This is a genomic window from Chlorobiota bacterium (genome assembly GCA_016710285.1).
GTDB lineage: Bacteria > Bacteroidota > Ignavibacteria > OLB7 > OLB7 > OLB7.
Window position 1 is genome coordinate 3,441,551 of sequence record JADJXR010000001.1, and the last position, 18,992, is coordinate 3,460,542.

Sequence of the window (18,992 nt, forward strand, 5' to 3'; positions counted from 1 at the left end):
CTATGAAACGACACGGCTACCTGCTGCTACCGTTGGTGCTTCTTTGCGTCGCAACCTCCGCATTTGCCCAAGCCCTTGTTGATCCTTTTCCGTTGGTGCTTCCAACGTGGGATTCCACCGTGTCCGATTGGCTTCCGCAGCCAAGCGGGGAGGTGGCCGGGTCCCACGGGTTTGTGCGCGTTTCCGCAAACGGGCGGCTGGAGTTTTCCGACGGGACCGCCGCCCGTTTCAACGGGGTGAACATCATCGGCAGCGGCTGTTTTCCTGATAGCATCGGCGCAATCGCCACGGCACGCCGGCTTCGGAAGTTTGGGGTGAACCTTGTTCGCTTCAATTATTTCGATTACCACAACAACACCGGGGCCTCCACCATTGCCGCGCAGAACAACCAGACCCGCAAGTTCGACAGCCTTTCCCCCACGCAAATGGCGCGGCTGGATTGGTTCCTGTATCAACTGAAGCTGAACGGAATCTACGCCCACTTTGTGCTGAAATCGCGGCAAGCACCACGCACGAACGATGGCGTGTATGGTGCCGATTCGGTGTATGCCAGCGGGGCCTATCTCACCTTTTTCGACCCCGCATTCCAGCGATTGCAGCGGGAGTATATCGCCAAGTTTTTGGGGCATGTCAACCCACACACCACGCTGAGTTATGCCACCGACCCCAGCATCGCGCTGATTACCGTCAGCGACCTCACGTCAATTTTTGACCAATGGCTGAACGACCGCTTGAACCAGCGGAGCAACACCATGAGCTACCACCATTCGCGCCAGCTGGACACGCTGTTCAATCGCTATCTGCTGGCGAAGTACGGCTCAACAAACGCCATAAAAAACGCATGGTTTGAAGGAAGCAAAACGGATGGGAAGAACACGATGAGCAATGGCGGTTTTGAATCCTTTACCGACAACTGGGTTCTGACCGTTGGCGAAGGTGCGCAAGGGAGCGCGGTGATTGTTCAAGGGAACGACGTTGCGCCGGGTGAGGGGACCTCTTCGATGCGGATTGTGGTGCGGCAGATCAACGGCAACGATGGGCGGTTATATCTGGAGCAAGTGGGGCTGCCAATCCACCGTGGAAAAATCTTCCGGCTCAGCTTCAAGGCAAAAACGGACACTGCGGCTGGGCGAAGAATTCGGGTGAGTATCCAAGCCGCCGGAACCGCGCTGAACCAAAACGTTGACATCACCAACCAGTGGGCAACGTACACCTACACCTTCCGGGCTAACGGGACCGACACGGTTAGCTCGTACATCCGTTTCTACGCCGGCGGCTTCCGTGGCGATGTTTTTTTGGATGCGATCAGCTTGGTTGAAACCGGAAGAGAAGGGCTTGCCGCCGGCGAGGACCTTTCCACGTTCACCGTTGCGCGCACCCGCTACGCAGCCGTGGGCAGCGCGGCATTGCTGCGGGCAATGGACGTCACGGCGTTCTACGATTCCCTTGCGCGAACCTACTTCAGCTCCATGCGTGATTATGTGAGGTCCCTGGGGGTGAAGGTCCCGATTACCGGAACCAACAACACGGCAGGAAGCGCCGACACGTGGACCCAAACCGGAATGGATTTCACCAGCGAGTCGGCACAGTGGGATTATAACGGGTCGCGCCCGGGCTTCAATTACAGCGATTCCACGTGGGTGATCCGGAACTACTCCATCCTGAATTATCGGGACCAGCGGGTGAATGAGTTCAGCCGGAACGCGATTGTTGGGAAGCCGTTTATTGTGGAAGGATACGGCCACATCTTCCCCAACAGGCATCGCCCCGAAATGATGATTTTTCTTCCGGCCTACGCCGCGCTGCACGGGTGGGACGGCATCAATTATTACCTGTACAACGACCGCAGCAGCGAAGCAACCGACCGCCGCCGGTTTATCAAAGATGACTTCAGCAGCATGATTGCCGACCCCTCGGTAATGGCCTTGATGCCGCAAGCAATGCAGATGTTCCGCAGCGGGTGGGTGGTGCCATCGCTCCGCACGCTTCGGATCCAGCACGACGTGGCGGACCTGCGAACGTGGCCATTAACCTACAGCGCGCGCGGGGCGTACCAGATTGATGGAACCTTCAATAACGTCTCGAACTTGGTGAGTAGCGTCCGGGTGGATTCCTTCAACGCAAGCCGCCATTACACGGCTGGTGATTACTACTTCACCGTCCCGAACGACGACAACATCCAAAGCGACACGCGCCAGATCACCCTTGATATGACCAAAGGGGTGATCTCCATCAACACGCCGATGATTCAAGGGGGAAGCGGTCAGCTTGCGAACGTTTCGGCATTGCGGACCGATCAGTTGGGAATCAATTTCTTGGAAGGAGGGAAGCACGTTACCTACTTGTGGAGCTCGCTTACCAACGACACGCTTGGCGCGGCGCAACGCTCGCTTCTAACGGTGACAACACGCGCCGCAAACACCAACGCACTCTGGACCTACGGCGACTCCAGCTTCGCAAAAAATTGGGGGACAACTCCAACGATGATGGAAGGCGCAAAGATTGGGGTGAACTTCTACACCGCCGCCGACACGATCATCCTGTACCCGCTGGATTCGCTTGGCCAGCCAACCGGGAAGGCCTTGCCAGCAGCGAAAACGCCGCAAGGTGTGTGGCGCGTTATCGTGGATTTGGCGCAGGAAAAAACGCCGTGGTTTGGCGTGGAGCAGCGTTTTTCAAGCGACCCCGCAACGGGGGTGAATGAATCGGGAAGCAACGCCAGCGGAGCGATTGGGGAAGTGATGCCAAACCCCGCCACCAACGAAGCATTGCTGCCGATTGCGATCCCCGCCGGCGGTGCACCATTGCGCGCAACGTTGTTCGATGCGGTGGGGCGTGCCGTCCGCCAGGTCGCCAATCTGGAGGCCGCCGAAGGGAACGCTCAGCTGCCGATTGACCTGTCGGGAATTCCCGCAGGAAGCTACACCCTTGTGGTGACGATCGGCGGCCAACACGCTGCCAGGCGCGTGGTGGTGCGGTGATGGAATGGAAAGAATGGAGTATTGAAAGGAGGGGGGGGATAGAGTTCCTTCGGGCACTCACACCCCCTCCATCACTCCTGCAAAATCGTTTCTTGGATTGTTGATTGCGGTGCTTACCGGGTAAGCGGTCATCGCTTCGGCGGGGTAGGGGGCAATGGCTTGCTGAAGCTCTTGCTGGCGTGCTTTGGGGTCCAGCCATACGGCCAAATCGGTGGGGTTCAGAATCACCGGCATTCGGTCGTGGATGGGGCGCATCAGTTCGTTGGGACCGGTGGTGACCACCGCGCACGTTATCTGCTCGCTTCCATCGGAAACCATGCGGGCACTCCACAGCCCGGCCATTGCAAAAATGTTCCCCCCTTGCAGGGTGATGCGGTAGGGCTGCTTCTGGGTTCCCGTTCGCTTCCATTCGTAGAAGCCATCGGCCAGCAGTGCGCAGCGGGCGCTTCGGAACGCGCCACGGAAAAACGGTTTTTCGGCCACCGTCTCCCCGCGTGCGTTTATCACCGGCTTCGTGTCGCTTTCCGGTTTGGCCCAGGCGGGAAGGAAACCCCACTCCATCACCATCAATCGTGGGACCGGATCGGCCACCACGCCAAGCACCGGCTGGCTGGGCGCAATGTTGTACTGGCGCGGATGCGCAAGCTCCGGCGGGACGCTTAAGCCAAGTTCACGAAGGAACTCGGCAATGTCCTGGGTTAAGCTGAAGCGTCCGCACATCTCAGTATCCAACTCCCCGGTGCATCATCCGGAAGGTGTCCATGTTCCGAATCAACGCCACCACACGCCCTTCAAGATGGAAATTCTCCTTGTCCTCCACCGGAATCGGGCGGTAGTTTTTGTTGGCCGGCTCCAGCACAATTTTTCCGGCGATGTCGTAGAACCGCTTTACGGTTGCTTCCTCGCCGATGCGGGCAACCACAATCTCACCGTTGCGGACCGAGTCGGCACGGCGCACCAGCAGCAGATCCCCTTCCATAATCCCCGCCTCAATCATCGAATCCCCCTGCACCCGAAGCAGGAATGCTTCTTCCGAACCAACGAAGCTGGTGTCCAGCATCATCGTGCCGTCAATGTTCTCGGTGGCAAGCAATGGCTGGCCGGCGGCCACGGTTCCCACGATAGGAATCGGGATGGTGGGGGCAACGTCGCTAAGGCGGATGCCACGGCTGCGCCCGTCGCGGCGAAGCATCAACTTCCCTTTATTTTCAAGGGCTGCAAGGTGTTTGCGCACGGCACTTTGATGAATGCGGAAATGGTGAGCAATCTCCCGCTCGGTTGGGGGCTGCATCTGCTTCTGCATAAAATTCTCGATGAATTTCAGAACCGATGCTTGCCGTGGAGTCAATCCTTCCATGCCAGTCTGTTGATTGATGGTTATTGGTGACGGATAACCCAGCGCATTGGCGGGTCATCGCTTGAACACCGGCAATCTACACCCTTTCTTCGGTTGAGGCAATAGGGGGGAAGCGGAAAAGATTTTCCCGCAAAAAATTTCCCCGCAAACCAGCAAGGCCAGCGATGAATTGATGAACTTCAGTTCGCCAGTGCCGAGGTATATTGGCCGCCCCTCACAGCACGTTTCCCATGGAATACTCACAACTCCGTCTCCAATTTTTCACGTGGTGTTTGGTTGCTTTTGCCGCATGCGGTGGCGGGGCAATCAACGATCAATCGCTTCCGGCGAATATGTCCGGCGGCGCGGTTGCCGATGCCCGGCGCGATAACAACTACGCCCGGTTTGGCAACGGCACGCCTGCGGAAAAACTGCGGTGGACCTTCGTCCGCGGCGTGCATGGCGGGCTGCTGGTTCCGCCCCTCTATCTGGACCGCTTCCGCTACGCCCTGCTGACCGACCGCGGGGAATTGGCGATTGCCGAAGGGGACACCACGCTTCACCGATTCACCTTCCCCAACGGAGAACACCCATATCCGGCGATTGCTGCGGACTCTGCCGGGACGCTGTACGCCGTCACCACACACGGCACGCTGCACGCGGTTGGCCCCGATGGAGCTGAGCGATGGAGCAAAAATCTTCGCCAATCCGACACGAACGCCATCCTTGGCTACAGCCAGCCGCTGGGGATGACCGATGGAGTAATTATCGGGACCTCAGCCGGCACCCTTACCCGGTTCGGCAGCGATGGAAATCCGCGTTGGAGCGTGCAGTTTGGGGCCGGGATTTCCCCGCAGATCTGCCACGTCAACGGCGCGATCGTGGTTGCCCTTAGCCACAACGATTACTCCATTTCCGACAGCCTGGCCACGCTTGATGCGGGGACCGGAGCGCGGCGTTCGGTGGTTGCGCTGGCGGGGGTGCGGGTGCTGTCGGGGCCGGCGGTGGTGGGGACCGCAACGCTGGTTGGCGCTGCCCGCCGCGCCGATGACGGAACCCGCCAGCCGTTCCTGCTTGCTGTTGCCGACGGCAAAGAAGTATGGCGGCGGCCCCTTGCGTTGCTGCCGCGAGGAATCAGCGGAGATGAGTTTGGAAACAGCTATATCACCGGAACGGGGACCACGGCGGAGTTCACCGGAGGGGTGCTGGCATCGTTCGACGCGAAGGGAACCCAGCGTTGGGAGAAGTTTTTTGAATCGGAGCTGGGGGCGGCGGCGGCGGTCAGCGGTGGCTATCTCTATGTGGTCTCCCGCCGTGAGGGGCGGATGGGGCTGTTCACCTACACCCACACGGGGGAGTTCGCCGCCTTTGTCCCGGTGGCCAACCTTCTTGGTGTCTCCTCAAGAATCTCCATTTCCCCCATTGCCGAGCCGTTGCTGGTGGCGGTGGATACTTGCGTGGTGTTGCGGGGAGTTAATTAGAGGTGGAAAGGCAATGAATCCTATATTTGCCACCCCGCTATGCCGCGTCCCATGAACCTTTGTACGAACCTGCTTTCTGCTCTCCTATCCCCGCGCCGTCGTTGCTGCGTCCGGTTGGGGGTGCTTTTCCTTCTTCTGTGCCCTGCCTGGCTGGTGGGGCAATCCAGCGATACCTCCCGCTTTACCGATGTTGGCAATATCCGCCTGATGATCTCCAACTTCGGAACAATCGGAAGCGGGTGGGCCGGGTGGCCTGCGGTTCCTTCGTGCGAGTACCCGCGTGGCTCCAAAGTTGAGCATCTGTTTATTGGAGGGATTTGGTTGGGGGGGATTCGAGAGGTTAATGGAAACCGGATGCCGCTGGTAAGCACCGGAGCGGTGGATGTCTCCGCCGTGCGCGAAGGGCTTGCCGGATTCGAGCTCACCACCGAACTCCGCGACCGGATGATTGAACGCTCCAGCAACATCGAGTCGCCGTTCTACACCCCGGCGGCCATTAGCGAGCAAGATTTTGTGGCGAAGTTTGTTGACACCAACCGCTATATCCCCGATGCCACCCGCCCCCGCGAAATCCTTGAACACCTTCACCCGCTGGGGCTTTCCATCCAGATGGAGAGTTATGCTTGGAGCTATCCCTTCGCCGATAATTTTGTGATCCTGCGCTATCGGATTCGGAACGTTTCTTCGGCGGTGATTGATAGTTTCCACGTGGGGTTGTGGAGCGATCTTGTGGTCCGGAACACCCAGTTCACTGCCCCGGGCGGGTCCGCATTCTACTCCAGCGGCGGCAACGGGTTTGTGGACTCGCTGCGGATGGTGTATGAGTACGATGCCAGCAATGGCCAAGAATCCGTTAATGGCTATGCCGCGCTGAAACTGCTGGGAACCACGCCGCCAACCGATTCCGCTTACTTCAATTTCTGGCAGTTCCGCAACGCGACCGGCGCGCCCTGGACAACTTCCCCAGCCGACGACGAAGCCAAATTCAGAAGGCTTTCCAGCAGCTTTTTGGGCGGAGATAAAACCCTGATTGCCGGGCAGCTGAAATCCCCCTCGAACCGTTCGGCGATGATCTCCGCCGGACCCTTCCCCCCGCTGAATCCTGGCGATTCCATCGAGGCAGTGTTCGCTGTGATTGCTGCAAAAAAATCGGGACCCTCACGCGGCGACGAAGAACAGCAGCGGCGTGCCTTGCAGATTGCCACAACCTGGGCGCAACGCGCCTACGATGGCAGCGACCAAAACGGAAACGGAACCCTTGACCCCGGCGAACCAGATGTGAACGGAAACGGGGAGATTGCACGCTACCTTCTTCCCGCGCCGCCACGCTCCCCACGGGTGCGGGTGGTTCCTTCGGACCGGCGCATCACCCTTTACTGGAACAACGCCCCGGAATCGGCAACCGACATCCTCACCAACCGGAAAACGTTCGAGGGGTATCGGGTGTACCGGTCCAACCCTGGCGACGACCTTGACGCAACGATTGATTCGTTGGTGCTGGTTGCGCAGTTCGATCTTCGCAACCGCGTGGGCTTAAACACGGGGCTGAACGGGGCAAAAATCCTTGATGAAAATGGCCAGCCCGCGCCGATTCGGCTTCCCGACGACACAACGGAATATCACTATCGCCTGACGTTCGACAGCGTGCTGAATGGCTGGCAATATGGGGTGGCGGTGACGGCGTTCTCCGCAGCCGAGGAAGCGGCCGGGATACCGGCGTTCGAGTCATCGCAGTTGACATCGCTGAAGCGGGCGATTCCTGGAACCACAGCCAGTGGCGGTGGTGATTCGGCCCACAACATTGGCGTGTATCCCAACCCCTACTACGTGAACGCGGTGTGGGATGGAGCCGGAGAGCGGCAGCGGAAAATTTGGTTCTACAACCTTCCGGCGCGTTCGCGTGTGACGATCTACTCACCGGCGGGGGATGTGGTGGCAACGCTGGACCACGACGCAGCCACCTACAACGGAAGCGACCTGGGCTGGTTCAACAGCTTTGCCGACGGAACGCAACTGCTTGCCGGCGGGGAACACGCTTGGGACCTTATCACCAGCGGGGACCAAGCGCTGGCCACCGGCATCTACTTGTTCGCCGTGGAAGACTTGGCCGCCGGCGGGGTGAAGATGGGACGGTTCGTGGTGATGAAATAAAGCCGCAGATGGATGCAAACATCCAGCAGAACGCCAGATAGATTTTCTAGAAAGAATCCAGAAGAAATCGGTTCCTTCCGGCAACCGACCTCTAACAACCAACCCATAACAACCATGAGAACATCGCTTACCAGACTACTGCTTGGCTTGGTGCTAACCAGCGGAGCAATCCATGCCCAGGACATCATGGATGTCACCATCCCACAAATCCAACAGGTTGCCGAGGCGGATCTTGCTGCCGGGAAGCTGACCTCATCGCTGGTGGGGAAGAAAGTGCGGTTTGTGGGGGTGGCATTGGCTTCCACCGTTGCCAACCGCACCACGAACGATTTCCGCCCGCTGATGACCGCTGGCCGCCGCTACGTCAACTTCATCCAGGACACCAGCGCAACCTCCTTTGCGGGGATCAACGTGCTGACGGTTGACCGCCGGAACGCCGCCGATTCCCAAGCCGTAAAAAACACCCTGTTCGACCGGATCGACAGCGGCGCGGTGGTCCGCATCACCGGAACCGTTTCCCAATTCCCCACCACTCCCGACGGGGCCAACCAGATCACCCTTGCCAACGATGCCGAGGTGGAGATACTCTACCAACGCTCACGCCCCGCTCCGCAGCCGGTAACGATTGCCGATTTCTACAAGCTGGACGGCGCGGCACAAACGCCGCAGTTTGCAACCGGAGCGCAGTACCAGGGGATGCTGGTGGAGCTGAAAAATATCACCGTGAAGGAGAGCCGGGTCAGCACCGGAAACAACGGCGGGCGGGTGACGCTGGTGTTTGTTGATGAGGCCGGAAACGAGATCAGAATGCGCGACCAATCGGGATACTACCTTGCACGCGCGGCGGCCCAGCGGATTGAGTACGAAGGGGACGTTGCGCTGGCAAACCTGAAAACCGTTGACACCAGCGAGTTCTATCTGAACAACTTCGGGACCTTTGCCCCGCCAACCGTTGGCTCAACCATCACTCGGCTGGTTGGGGTTATTTCGGCCAACCAATCCAGCGGCTCCACCATCCAGTTTATGATAACGCCAATCTACCCGGGCGATATGGAAGTTGGCGCGATTGCCGACGAGCTTCCGGCCATTTTCTCGGTCCGCCGCCCAATGGCGTTCCCGAAATCATCGGAAGCGGTAACGGTGACGTTTGTTGGAAGCCCGCGCACCAATCCGCTGGATAAATCTTCCGCCAAAATCTGCTTCAGCGTGGATGGAAAAACCGCAGAGTGTGTGGACGCAACCGCCACCAACGACACCACGTTCACCGCCACCATTCCGGCGCAAGCGGCGGAGTCCATCGTCACCTACTGGGCAACCATTGCCGATGACAAAGGGAACAAGCAGATAAGCCCCCGCGACACCGGCACCTACAAGTATTTCTACGTGGTGATTGATAACCGCGTGGCGATTTACGACGTTCAATACACCCCGAACCTGAGCGGAACCAGCGGCGTTGTTGGGTTCGAGGTTGAGGTTGGCGGAACCGTTGTTGCCGACATCAGTGATATACCTGGCGACAGTGGCGCATCTTCCGGGCCGGACCCGATGGTGGTTATTCAGGAATCAGGGGGGGCGTGGAGCGGCATCAGCTTGCGGGTGAAAAACACCAACGGGGAGATTATCCCAGAGCTTGCCGCGCTGAAACGTGGGGAGCGCGTTTTGGTGCGCGGAACCGTGATAGAAGATTTTGGGATGACCCTGCTGGAAAACGCCACCATTGTTGACAAACAAGCCGGCACGCAAACCCCCGCCCCGGTGAACCTAACCACCGCGCAAATCGGAACGAAGCCAGACGGCCAAAACCGTGAGGCCGAGAAGTGGGAAAGCATGGTGGTGCAATTCCAAGATGTGATCGTCACCGACGACATCGCCGACGCATCGAACTTTGGCGAGTACATGATTGCCAACACCAGCGAGAAAGAAAACTACGCGGCCTGGACCCGTGTGGAGACCGACAACAGCTTTACCAGATACACCACACGAACCCCAGACCCAGAAACAGGGAAGAGGAAGATTGCTACGGGGGACGAATTTTTGGCAATCGCCGGGGTGATGGTGTACACGTTCAACAACTTCAAACTGATCCCCCGCAAGCCGGGTGATTACCTGACAAGCGGATCGGCAGTGCGCCAAACTTCCATTGCGAACGCTACCATGGCAGTGGTCCCGAACCCAACAACTGGGGCATCGGTGTTGCAGCTGACGTTGCCTTCTGCCACGCCGGTGCGTGTGGAAGTCACCAACGCTTTGGGCCAGCCGCTGCAGGCCGTCACCACCGAATCCCGTTTGGAAGAAGGGACCCACCGCTTGCAGCTTCCCACCGACGGGCTTCCGTCCGGAACGCTGTTCGTGCGGGTTACAACCCCCGACGGCGTTGCCACGCTGCCGGTTGTTGTGCTTCCGTAAGGGGCAGTTCGATATCCAATCCCCATTGCCGCCTCTTGCAAGAAGCGGCAATGGGGGTTCCGCATGGAGGTCGGGAATCGCAATCAAACTATCCCTTGCAAAAGGGTTCCGTGTGCGTATCTTCTTTTCAAAGGAAGAAGCATCAATCAGGTTTCAATCATTCCAATCACAGAGATAACCGTGGGGCAATCCATGAGCATCATCAACACTGCCGTTCGCGTGCCGCATCTGCTGGCGGCAATTGTGGCGTTGCTGGCAATGGCCGGTATGCAGCCAGCACTGGCGCAAGTGAAAAATCCGATAAAACTGATTCGCGGCCTTGTGCTGGATGCCAAAACAAAAAAACCAGTGGGGACGGGGAAGGTCTGGGCCTACGAGGCCGAGGGGAAAGGCTCAACCCGCTGGGTGAACAACTCCAAGGTCAACAGCAACACGGGTGAGTATCAGATGATTCTGGACCCGCAGACGATGTACCGGTTCCGGCTGAAAACCCCGGGCTATTTCATCACCGACATCTACTACTGCACCCCCGACGACCTGAACTACCAGGAGGTGGATACCAACATCTACCTTGAGCCGATCCCCGTTGGGGCACAGCTGTTTGCCGGGCGGTTGTTCGACCCCGGGTCGGCGGTGTTGAAGCCAACGCCGAAGCTCTACGAAATCGAAAAAATGTTGAAGATCAACGGCGCGGTGGTTGTTGGCATCACCATCACCCCCGACGTGAAATCTGCGCCGCCACCCCCGCCGCCGGCCCCGGCAAAAAAAGCTAAGAAGCCAGCAAAAAAAGGGAAGAAGGGAGCCGCTGTTGCCGAAGCACCACCGCCCCCGCCGCCAGCCCCCGTGCAGCCGGAGCTGACCGATGAGCAGAAGAAGGAGCTTGGCCGCCAACGCATAACCGCAATCAAAGAATACATGAAAGCCGCGGGGATCAGCGTGACCCGATTGGAGTGGACCCTTGCCGACCCGATAACGCTTAGCTGGAACGCAACCGCGCTTCCGGAGAACGTCGCGATCGTCATCAAATCCATCAATCCCGATGAAGATGACGACGACAGTGATAGCGATATGTAGGCGCGGTGGCCGGCCCCGCTTCCGCTGAACAATCATGGCTCCCCGCTTGGCTTCGTTCTGTAACGGCTGTTCGGGGAGTCTTTTTTGTAAGTTTGACGCTGCTTTCTAATCAACCAGTCTTTTAGCCAGCAAATTAGCGCATGATAACCAGTATGACCGGCTACGGCCGAAGCGAGCGTTCACGCGACGGCGTTTCGGTTTCGGTGGAGCTTCGCAGCTTAAACAGCCGCTTCCTTGAAGTGATAACCCGCACCCCGCGCGATTTGAACCCGCGCGAGAATGACATCCGGGAGATCGTCCGAAAAATCGTCAACCGTGGGAAGATCAACGTCTCGGTGAATGTTGAGCGCGAGCAAAAAGCCACCACCGGATTGAAGGTGGACCCCGATACGGTGGTTGCCTACAAGGATGCGCTTGAGCAAATCAAAAAAGCCGCAAAGCTGAAGGATACCGTCAGCTTGGATCACCTGCTTCAGTTCCGCGATCTGCTAATCCAGCCCGCAAGCGAAGTCAGCGAAGATGTGCAGTGGGAGCTTGTTGCCCAGGCGGTGGAGGAAGCCGCACGCGCCCTGGATACGATGCGCCGCAACGAAGGAAGCGAGCTTTCCCGCGACATCACCGACCGTGTGGCAAGCATCGGCAAAATGGTGGATAGCGTGGAGAAGATCAGCCGCGAGAAAATCCCACAAGAACGCCAACGCCTGCGCGAACGCATCGCCCAACTGTTTGAGAACGATGAGATTGACGAGCAACGGCTAGAGTTCGAGATCGTGATCCTTGCCGAAAAACTTGACGTTACTGAGGAGTGCGTCCGCTTCCGTAGCCACGCAAAATTCTTCATGGAGGCCGTCAATGGCCCCGAGCCGGCGGGCCGCAAACTTGGGTTCCTGCTGCAGGAGATGAACCGCGAGGTGACGACCATCGGTTCCAAATCGAACGATTCCGAAATCGCACACCTTGTGGTCAGGGCCAAGGAGGAGCTGGAGAAAATCCGCGAACAGGTGCAGAATATCGAATGAGGCGCCTGCTTGTTTTGTCGGCACCCAGCGGGGCGGGGAAGACAACGATTGCGCGGCGGCTGCTGGAACGCCACCCGCAATGGCGCTTTGCGGTATCGGCAACCACACGCCAGCGCAGGCCGAACGAGGTTGAGGGGAAAGATTATTTCTTCCTTGATACAGCAGAGTTCCAGCAGCGGATTGCCGACGGAGATTTGATTGAGTGGGAGGAGGTGTTCGGCAACTTGTACGGAACCTTGCGAAGCCAAATTGCCCAGCAGCTTCACACCTCCGAAGAAGATTCGCGCATGATCTTTGACGTTGATGTGAAAGGCGCGCTCTCAATCCGCGCAGCGTTTCCCGAACAGGCATTCCTGGTGTTTATCGCCCCGCCTTCGTTGCAGGAGCTTGAACGCCGGCTGCGTGGCCGGCAGACCGAAAGCGTGGAGGTCCAGCAAACCCGCATCAACCGCGCGCGAATGGAGATGGAGATGCAGGGCCAGTTCGATGCCGTTGTGGTGAACGATAGTGTGGAGCGGGCCGTGCAGGAGATTGAGGCGATGCTGCAATAATCACTTTGCCCGTTGCGTCGGGGGGTGGGGCAAGAAATTGCGGGACAAGAAATTTTTGACGTTGCAAACAGAACAATCAATCATAGTCCATACGATCATCACAAAGGGAAGCCAATGCCGATCCGACCAGTAGATTTGAAGCAGGCAACCGGGGAAGCCGGAAGCATCTATGAGGCGATAGTCATCATGTCGCGCCGTGCTCGCCAAATCAACGACGAGCTGCGGGATAACTTGCAGGCGCGTATCGCCGAAGTTGCCAACCCCAACGACGACGACACCGAAACCGCCAACCCCGATCAACTTGAGGTTGCGCGGGAGTTCGATTACATCCCCAAGCCAACGTTCTTGGCGTTGGATGAGATGTTGGATGGCGACCTTGAGTATCGCTACCGCGAGCCGCAATACTAAGCGGGAAGAAAAAGTAGAGTAGCCAAACAAAGGGATGCCGCAGTACTGCGGCATCCCTTTCTAATTTTCGCGGCATGGTTCTTGTTGGTTTATTTCGCAACACTGGCGCAATCGAAGATCCTGGTTGCCAGCAACTGAACAGCGTTCTTCCCTTGATGGAAAACACCGTTGCTCAATCATCACGCGGTGTGAAAATTCTGCTACAACAAAGATCCAAAAAGCAATATTCAAGAAACTCAACAAGCCAAAAAATTCAACAGGGAACACCATGAAAAAATCTTTGAACTTCCTGCACGGTTTTTTCCTCGCTCTCGTTCTCCTTGCTTGCGGCGGGCAAGCGTTGGCCCAGCAGTTCGATCCAGAAACAACGGGGCGGAAATTCTTTATCGCCTTCCCCAAAGTGGTGGCAAATCTTCTGGATGAGCGGTTCGCCAACAAGGCTGGTGGTTATTTCGCCCATGTTTTTTCCGACCGCGACAGCAACACCTTGCGGGTGAAAAATCTGCAGACCGGAACCGACACCACGTACGTCCTTCGGAAATGGAAAGGGAACATGGTGAATTTCGGCGTGAACCCAACCGTTGCCACCACCGACGCGCCAACAAACGCCACATGGTTGTTGGAAGCTGAGTATCCCGTGATTGTCTATTGCTCATATTTTGGCCAGTTCGGCGGCGAGGCTTGGACCCCGATTCCCGTTGAGCGTTGGGGGAAGGAATATCACGCAGCATCGCGCCCGGGAACTGCGGTGTTGGATTTCCACTATCCAAGCTCCGATTCGCTGCAAACAACGTTGCTGGCCGCGCCGCCGCAATTATTAATTATTGCCGATCGGGACAACACCAGCATCACCATTGATCCATCCATTGGCGGACCAATTTCGCCGATATTTTCTGCCGAGCCTTTCACGGTGCATTTAAATGCAGGGGAAGCCTACCAAGCCACCGGCTATGTTGATGTCACGAAATATCCAACCCAGGTTCAGCCATTATTATCCGGCGTGCGAATCGTTGCCGATAATCCAATTTCTGTTATCAGCGGAAACCCGCGAAGCGATGGCGACATACGTTCCAAACAAGTGACGGGAAATTCGGGAAAAAATCCCGGATATGAGGTGCTTACACCGGTGGAGCAGCATGGCAAAGAATTTGTGTTTTTGCCAACATGGGACCTTGCTCGGGTGATGGGAACGCCAGGCGAAGACCTTCAGAAAAAGCGGGAATTTGAAGTAGCTGTTATTCAGGGGACGCGCCAAGATTCATTGACCCTGACGTACCAAAAAAATGGAGATGAAGAATCGCGGAAATTCAACAATCGCGGTGGCGGGGAAGTGAAAATAGAGTTGCCGCAGCCGGTGGCCTTCCACACAACACAGCCTTCGCAGGGGATGAAATATTCAACGGGGGCCGGATCGTACAGCCTTCGTTACCAGCGGGACACGGCAACGGGAGCATTCGATAGCAGCACCGTTATTCAATACTCATCGCGCTCAACAGCCGCACCATATATGCTGGAATTAACGCCGCGTGAGCAGTGGACTTCTGTTGCGCCATTTTTTGCGTTGGGGCTTCCCACCATCACCCATTATTTGAACGTTGTTGCCGACTCTATTTCTGCGAAACGTATTTCGTTGGTTCGGCGGGAGTTTGGTAAATCGGACAACATCGTGTCGGAGGTATCCACTCCGGTAGTATTTAATCGGGGCGTTATTCCCGGAACCGATTTAGTCTGGACCACATTGCAGCCAAACCCTGGCGTGCATTATTGCCTTGTTGGTGCCGATTCTTTGGTTCGTTTTTGGGCCACGCTGTCGGGGGGATATGAGGGGAGCGAGGCGTACGCGCCGCAACGTGGTGGCATTGGCGAATATCAAGAATTTGCCGCATTATCCTACGGCTTGCCACTGGCCCCGCGCCGCAGCGCAATTAACCCCCCGACAACTGGTGTTGAAACGGATGCACACCGGCTACAGTTTTCGCTTCGGAGCCTTTCGGCGAATCCATTTACGGGGGTGGCGGAGGTGTTGCTGGAGCTGCCAACAGCCGCCGCAGCAAAGGTGGAAATCACCGATGTGATAGGGAGGAGCGTGGCGTTGATGCTTCAGGGGGAGGCCGCCGCTGGGGGCCACCAGCTTCGTTGGGATGCTACCGATGCCAGCCCAGGCCTTTACTTCTGCCGTGCAGTTGTTGGACGCAAGGAGGTGGTGCTTCCATTGAAGGTGATTGGCAAGTGGTGATAGACCAGGGAGCAATTCAATGATATTTTTTTACGTGCTCCTTTTCAATCATGCGGCATCTTTGCCCCGTTCGGTACAACGGGGAAGCGATTGTTGGCAAGGGGTGCAGTAGCAGTTTTCAATATCGGTGAACCAATAACGAAATCTGAATGCACCCCTACTAACAATTCCGGTAATTCCTGTGTTAGAAGTACAGAGGGGAGGAAGGGTATTCCCAGAAACTCCCCGATAATCTACACAACACCCGGGATACGCCATGGAATCCTTCCTTGCTTCTGCCAAGCGCGCTCTGCTCAGTTGTGCAGCAATGCTGTTGCTTGCCATTGCTGGGCTTGCCACCCAACTTTCTGCCCAATCGTTGGACCGATTGACAACGGGGCGAACCTACATCATCGCCTTCCCCGACACCTCGGGAAATCTGTACGATATCCGCCACCCCCCCAGCATTCCCAGCATAAAACAGGTGATGATCTACTCCGCAACGGAGAGCAACCGCGTGGCCATCACCAACAATGCCACCAAGCAGGTGCAGCTGTACAGCGTTGCGGCCGGGGCATTCCAAATAACCACCCTTTCGGGAGATGTGGTGGATATGTCCGGGAGCGTATCAAGCAACACGTGGAAGATTGAGGCTGCCGATCCAATCATCGTGTATTGCTACGCCGCCACTCCGTTCGGGGCAGAAGCATGGGCACCGCTTCCAATCGAAACATGGGGGGTGCAATACTCCGTGAATACGATGCCAGGGGATATCGTCAACGACATCAACCCCACCATTACCAGCTATACTCACGCCCCCCGTGTTGCACCGGCTGAGTTATTGATTCTTTCTGCGTTCGACAACACCCGGATAACCATCTATCCAAAAGGGAAGATTTCGGGAACCCCAAACATTGTGGATGTAGCCTTGCAAGCCGGGCAAGCATACCAGATCCAAAGCTTTGTTGACACCACCACCGATGACCTTGGAGTCCAGCAACCGGATATCACTGGCACGGTGGTGATCTCGAACAATCCAATCGGCGTGATTGCAGCAACCACCCGAACCGCAAACCGCGATCTTGGGTCCAGTTTGGGGCAGAACAGCATGAAAAATCCGCTTATTGAAGCGATGCCACCACAGGACCAGTGGGGAAGGTCGTTCCTCTATTTGCCAACAGCTGATATCGGTATGCCGACCGGGGAGCCAGGCGAGAAGATTGAAGAACGCCGCCCGCATGAAATTGTCAGGTTGATTACTGGTGATTCGGCAACGGTTACGGTGCTGGCCAGCATGACGAACCAAACAGGGAAGTTCGACACCAGCACAGTATCTGGCTGGAAAGGAACCAGTTTTACCCTGGGCATTCCCAACCCTGCGTACTTCCTTGCTGACACCTCGGCGATGGTGATGATGAGCTCAAGCGCAGCTGTGCGATTTAACGGCACAATCTTGGTGCAGGAGAGCGGCATCGGCGCGCGGTACACTGCGGTCACCGTTCCCTACATGGTGGAGCTAATCCCGCGCGAACAATGGCCGAACGTTGCTCCGTTTGTTGCGCCAAGCTCCATCGGCGGCATGGCACATTACGTGAACATTGCGGTGGCCGCTGCGGACCGGAGCAAGCTGCGAATGAAGATGAACGGAATACCCGTTGGCCTTCCCACCGCTACCAGCGTGAGCTTCAAGCGCAATGCTTGGATGAGCATCCCGGGAACCGACCTTGAGTGGACCTCGATGGAGCTTTCGCCAACCGCCACCTATCTTCTGTACGGGGCCGACACTGCGGTGCGGTTTTATGGCTATGTGTATGGCCAACGGAGCGGGTTTGAAGAATTTATACCAACCAATGACAAGGGCTACACGGAAGAAGTCGGGCTTGCCTATGGATACCCGCTTGCGCCACGCCGCAGGGCACTTGCCCCGCCAGATTCCTTAGAGATTGAGCAAAGCAACCAGTGTGGGAATATGAGGTTGAAGGTTCGGTCAAAAGGTGAGTCTCCGGTGGGATTTGCCGAGGCATATCTTGAGCCTCCCACAGCAAATGCGCGGATTGTGGCGCGGAATCCAGCGGATGTGCATCTGATCCCAAACAAGACGCAGCTGGACCTTGAAGTTGCCCCGATTGATCCCATCAGAAATGCCGAAGCGACGTTGGTGTTGGTGGATCGCACGGGGCATCAGCACCGATTCCCGTACAATTATGTTGGAATGAATGTGAAGATCACCCCCTCTGATTCGGCTGTTGATTTTGGTGAGCTTGTGGTGGGGGGGCAACCGCACGACACCACAATCTCCATCTGCAATCCAACGGACCACCCAGTAGCGGTGTATTCGGTACGGCTGAGCAATCCTAACAGCCAGTTTACGCTTGATATGCTATCAACGCAATTCCCTGTGGAGCTGCCGGCGGGCGGTTGCTTGTCCGTTACCGCCCGGATAACCCCAGCCACAAAAAATCGAACCCACACCGATTCCCTCATGATTACTTTTAGCAGCGGTTGCCGCACCAAAGCCATCGCGCTCCATGCCAAGACCGTCACCTACTGCGTCTATCTGGGCGATCTGGATTTTGGAGTTCTTGGCCTTACCAGCCCGCCACGAACAATGGAGCTAAGCATTTGCAACGAAGGAACCGGAACGCTCACTTTTGCCGACTCGAACGGTGTAGATGTCTTGAATTGGAGCGATCAATCGTTTAGCGTTCCGCCAACTGTGGTGGCGCAATTACGGTTGGCCAAACTGAAGCAGGGTGAGTGTTTCAAGGTTCCGGTGACCTTCACACCAAAGGAGCTTGGCCCGGCCAGCACCACTGCCCGCGTTTTTGCCAACGCACGCTCCTGCCGCGACACCTCCAAATGGACCGCCACCGTAAAAGACCTTGCAACCACGGTGAATGGAAATAAAAGTGCGGATGGGAAGTGGTGGATAATGCAAAACAGGCCAAACCCATTTGGCAACCGAACGCGGTTGGAGTTCTCGGTTGGGGAACGGGGGAACACAAGGGTTGTGATCTATAACGAAGCGGGGATGGAGGTTGCTGAGTTGATAGATAGCGTGTTGGAAGCTGGAGTTCATCATCTTGAGTGGGACGCTTCGGCGGTTCCTGTTGGAAGGTATTACTGCCGGATGATCTCTGCTGAATGGAGCGGGGGGATCAGCCTAACCGTTAGCCGGTAAGGAAGCCTCCCATAATCTTGAATTCTTGATCCGTGCCGCGGGCTGCGTTGTTTGGACGACGCAGCCCGTTATGCTTTATGTGGCCCGCTTGCCGTGATGTTCCCTGCGGCTACGCCGTTCCACTTGCGGCTACGCTGGCGCATCATGCAGCGCGGCGTGCGATCGTGACGATGTGAGAGCACGCTACAA

13 protein-coding genes are annotated in these 18,992 nt (G+C 57.0%); 11 read left to right on the plus strand and 2 right to left on the minus strand.

Annotated features, from left to right (window positions below):
* Positions 1-2: 2 nt before the first annotated feature.
* Positions 3-2,981 carry a carbohydrate binding domain-containing protein gene (locus IPM61_12740; GenBank protein ID MBK8912182.1) on the plus strand — a complete coding sequence of 993 codons (2,979 nt, stop codon included), beginning with the start codon at positions 3-5 and terminating at the stop codon, positions 2,979-2,981.
* Positions 2,982-3,038: 57 nt separating this feature from the next.
* Here IPM61_12740 and IPM61_12745 read toward each other — a convergent pair whose 3' ends face one another.
* Both IPM61_12745 and lexA read right to left on the minus strand, forming a co-directional pair.
* On the minus strand, positions 3,039-3,701 hold the full coding sequence (locus IPM61_12745) for an SOS response-associated peptidase (protein ID MBK8912183.1): 663 nt from the start codon (positions 3,699-3,701) through the stop codon (positions 3,039-3,041).
* Position 3,702: 1 nt separating this feature from the next.
* On the minus strand, positions 3,703-4,338 hold the full coding sequence (gene lexA / locus IPM61_12750; protein ID MBK8912184.1) for a repressor LexA: 636 nt from the start codon (positions 4,336-4,338) through the stop codon (positions 3,703-3,705).
* Positions 4,339-4,568: 230 nt separating this feature from the next.
* Here lexA and IPM61_12755 point away from each other — a divergent pair, with 230 nt between their 5' ends.
* From IPM61_12755 to IPM61_12800, 10 genes are all read left to right on the plus strand, one after another.
* The gene (locus tag IPM61_12755) at positions 4,569-5,798 is read left to right on the plus strand and encodes a PQQ-like beta-propeller repeat protein (GenBank protein ID MBK8912185.1); all 1,230 of its coding nucleotides are present in this window, start codon (positions 4,569-4,571) and stop codon (positions 5,796-5,798) included.
* Positions 5,799-5,849: 51 nt separating this feature from the next.
* Complete coding sequence (locus IPM61_12760) at positions 5,850-7,949, plus strand: hypothetical protein (protein MBK8912186.1); 2,100 nt, start codon at positions 5,850-5,852, stop codon at positions 7,947-7,949.
* A 114-nt stretch (positions 7,950-8,063) separates the two neighbouring features.
* The gene (locus tag IPM61_12765; GenBank protein MBK8912187.1) at positions 8,064-10,355 is read left to right on the plus strand and encodes a T9SS type A sorting domain-containing protein; all 2,292 of its coding nucleotides are present in this window, start codon (positions 8,064-8,066) and stop codon (positions 10,353-10,355) included.
* A gap of 192 nt (positions 10,356-10,547) precedes the next feature.
* Complete coding sequence (locus IPM61_12770; GenBank protein ID MBK8912188.1) at positions 10,548-11,429, plus strand: hypothetical protein; 882 nt, start codon at positions 10,548-10,550, stop codon at positions 11,427-11,429.
* 152 nt (positions 11,430-11,581) lie between these two features.
* Positions 11,582-12,448: a YicC family protein gene (locus tag IPM61_12775; protein ID MBK8912189.1), complete on the plus strand. Its 867-nt coding sequence runs from the start codon at positions 11,582-11,584 to the stop codon at positions 12,446-12,448.
* A complete protein-coding gene (gmk, locus tag IPM61_12780) occupies positions 12,445-12,999 on the plus strand; it encodes a guanylate kinase (protein MBK8912190.1) in 555 nt (184 codons plus the stop codon). The genes IPM61_12775 and gmk overlap by 4 nt, the downstream gene beginning before the upstream one ends.
* A 114-nt stretch (positions 13,000-13,113) precedes the next feature.
* Positions 13,114-13,407: a DNA-directed RNA polymerase subunit omega gene (locus IPM61_12785; GenBank protein MBK8912191.1), complete on the plus strand. Its 294-nt coding sequence runs from the start codon at positions 13,114-13,116 to the stop codon at positions 13,405-13,407.
* 74 nt (positions 13,408-13,481) lie between these two features.
* Positions 13,482-13,679, plus strand: coding sequence for a hypothetical protein (locus tag IPM61_12790; GenBank protein MBK8912192.1), 198 nt, complete (start codon positions 13,482-13,484; stop codon positions 13,677-13,679).
* On the plus strand, positions 13,676-15,643 hold the full coding sequence (locus IPM61_12795; GenBank protein MBK8912193.1) for a hypothetical protein: 1,968 nt from the start codon (positions 13,676-13,678) through the stop codon (positions 15,641-15,643). The genes IPM61_12790 and IPM61_12795 overlap by 4 nt, the downstream gene beginning before the upstream one ends.
* A 256-nt stretch (positions 15,644-15,899) precedes the next feature.
* Positions 15,900-18,803: an IgGFc-binding protein gene (locus IPM61_12800; protein MBK8912194.1), complete on the plus strand. Its 2,904-nt coding sequence runs from the start codon at positions 15,900-15,902 to the stop codon at positions 18,801-18,803.
* The last annotated feature ends 189 nt before the right edge of the window (positions 18,804-18,992 follow it).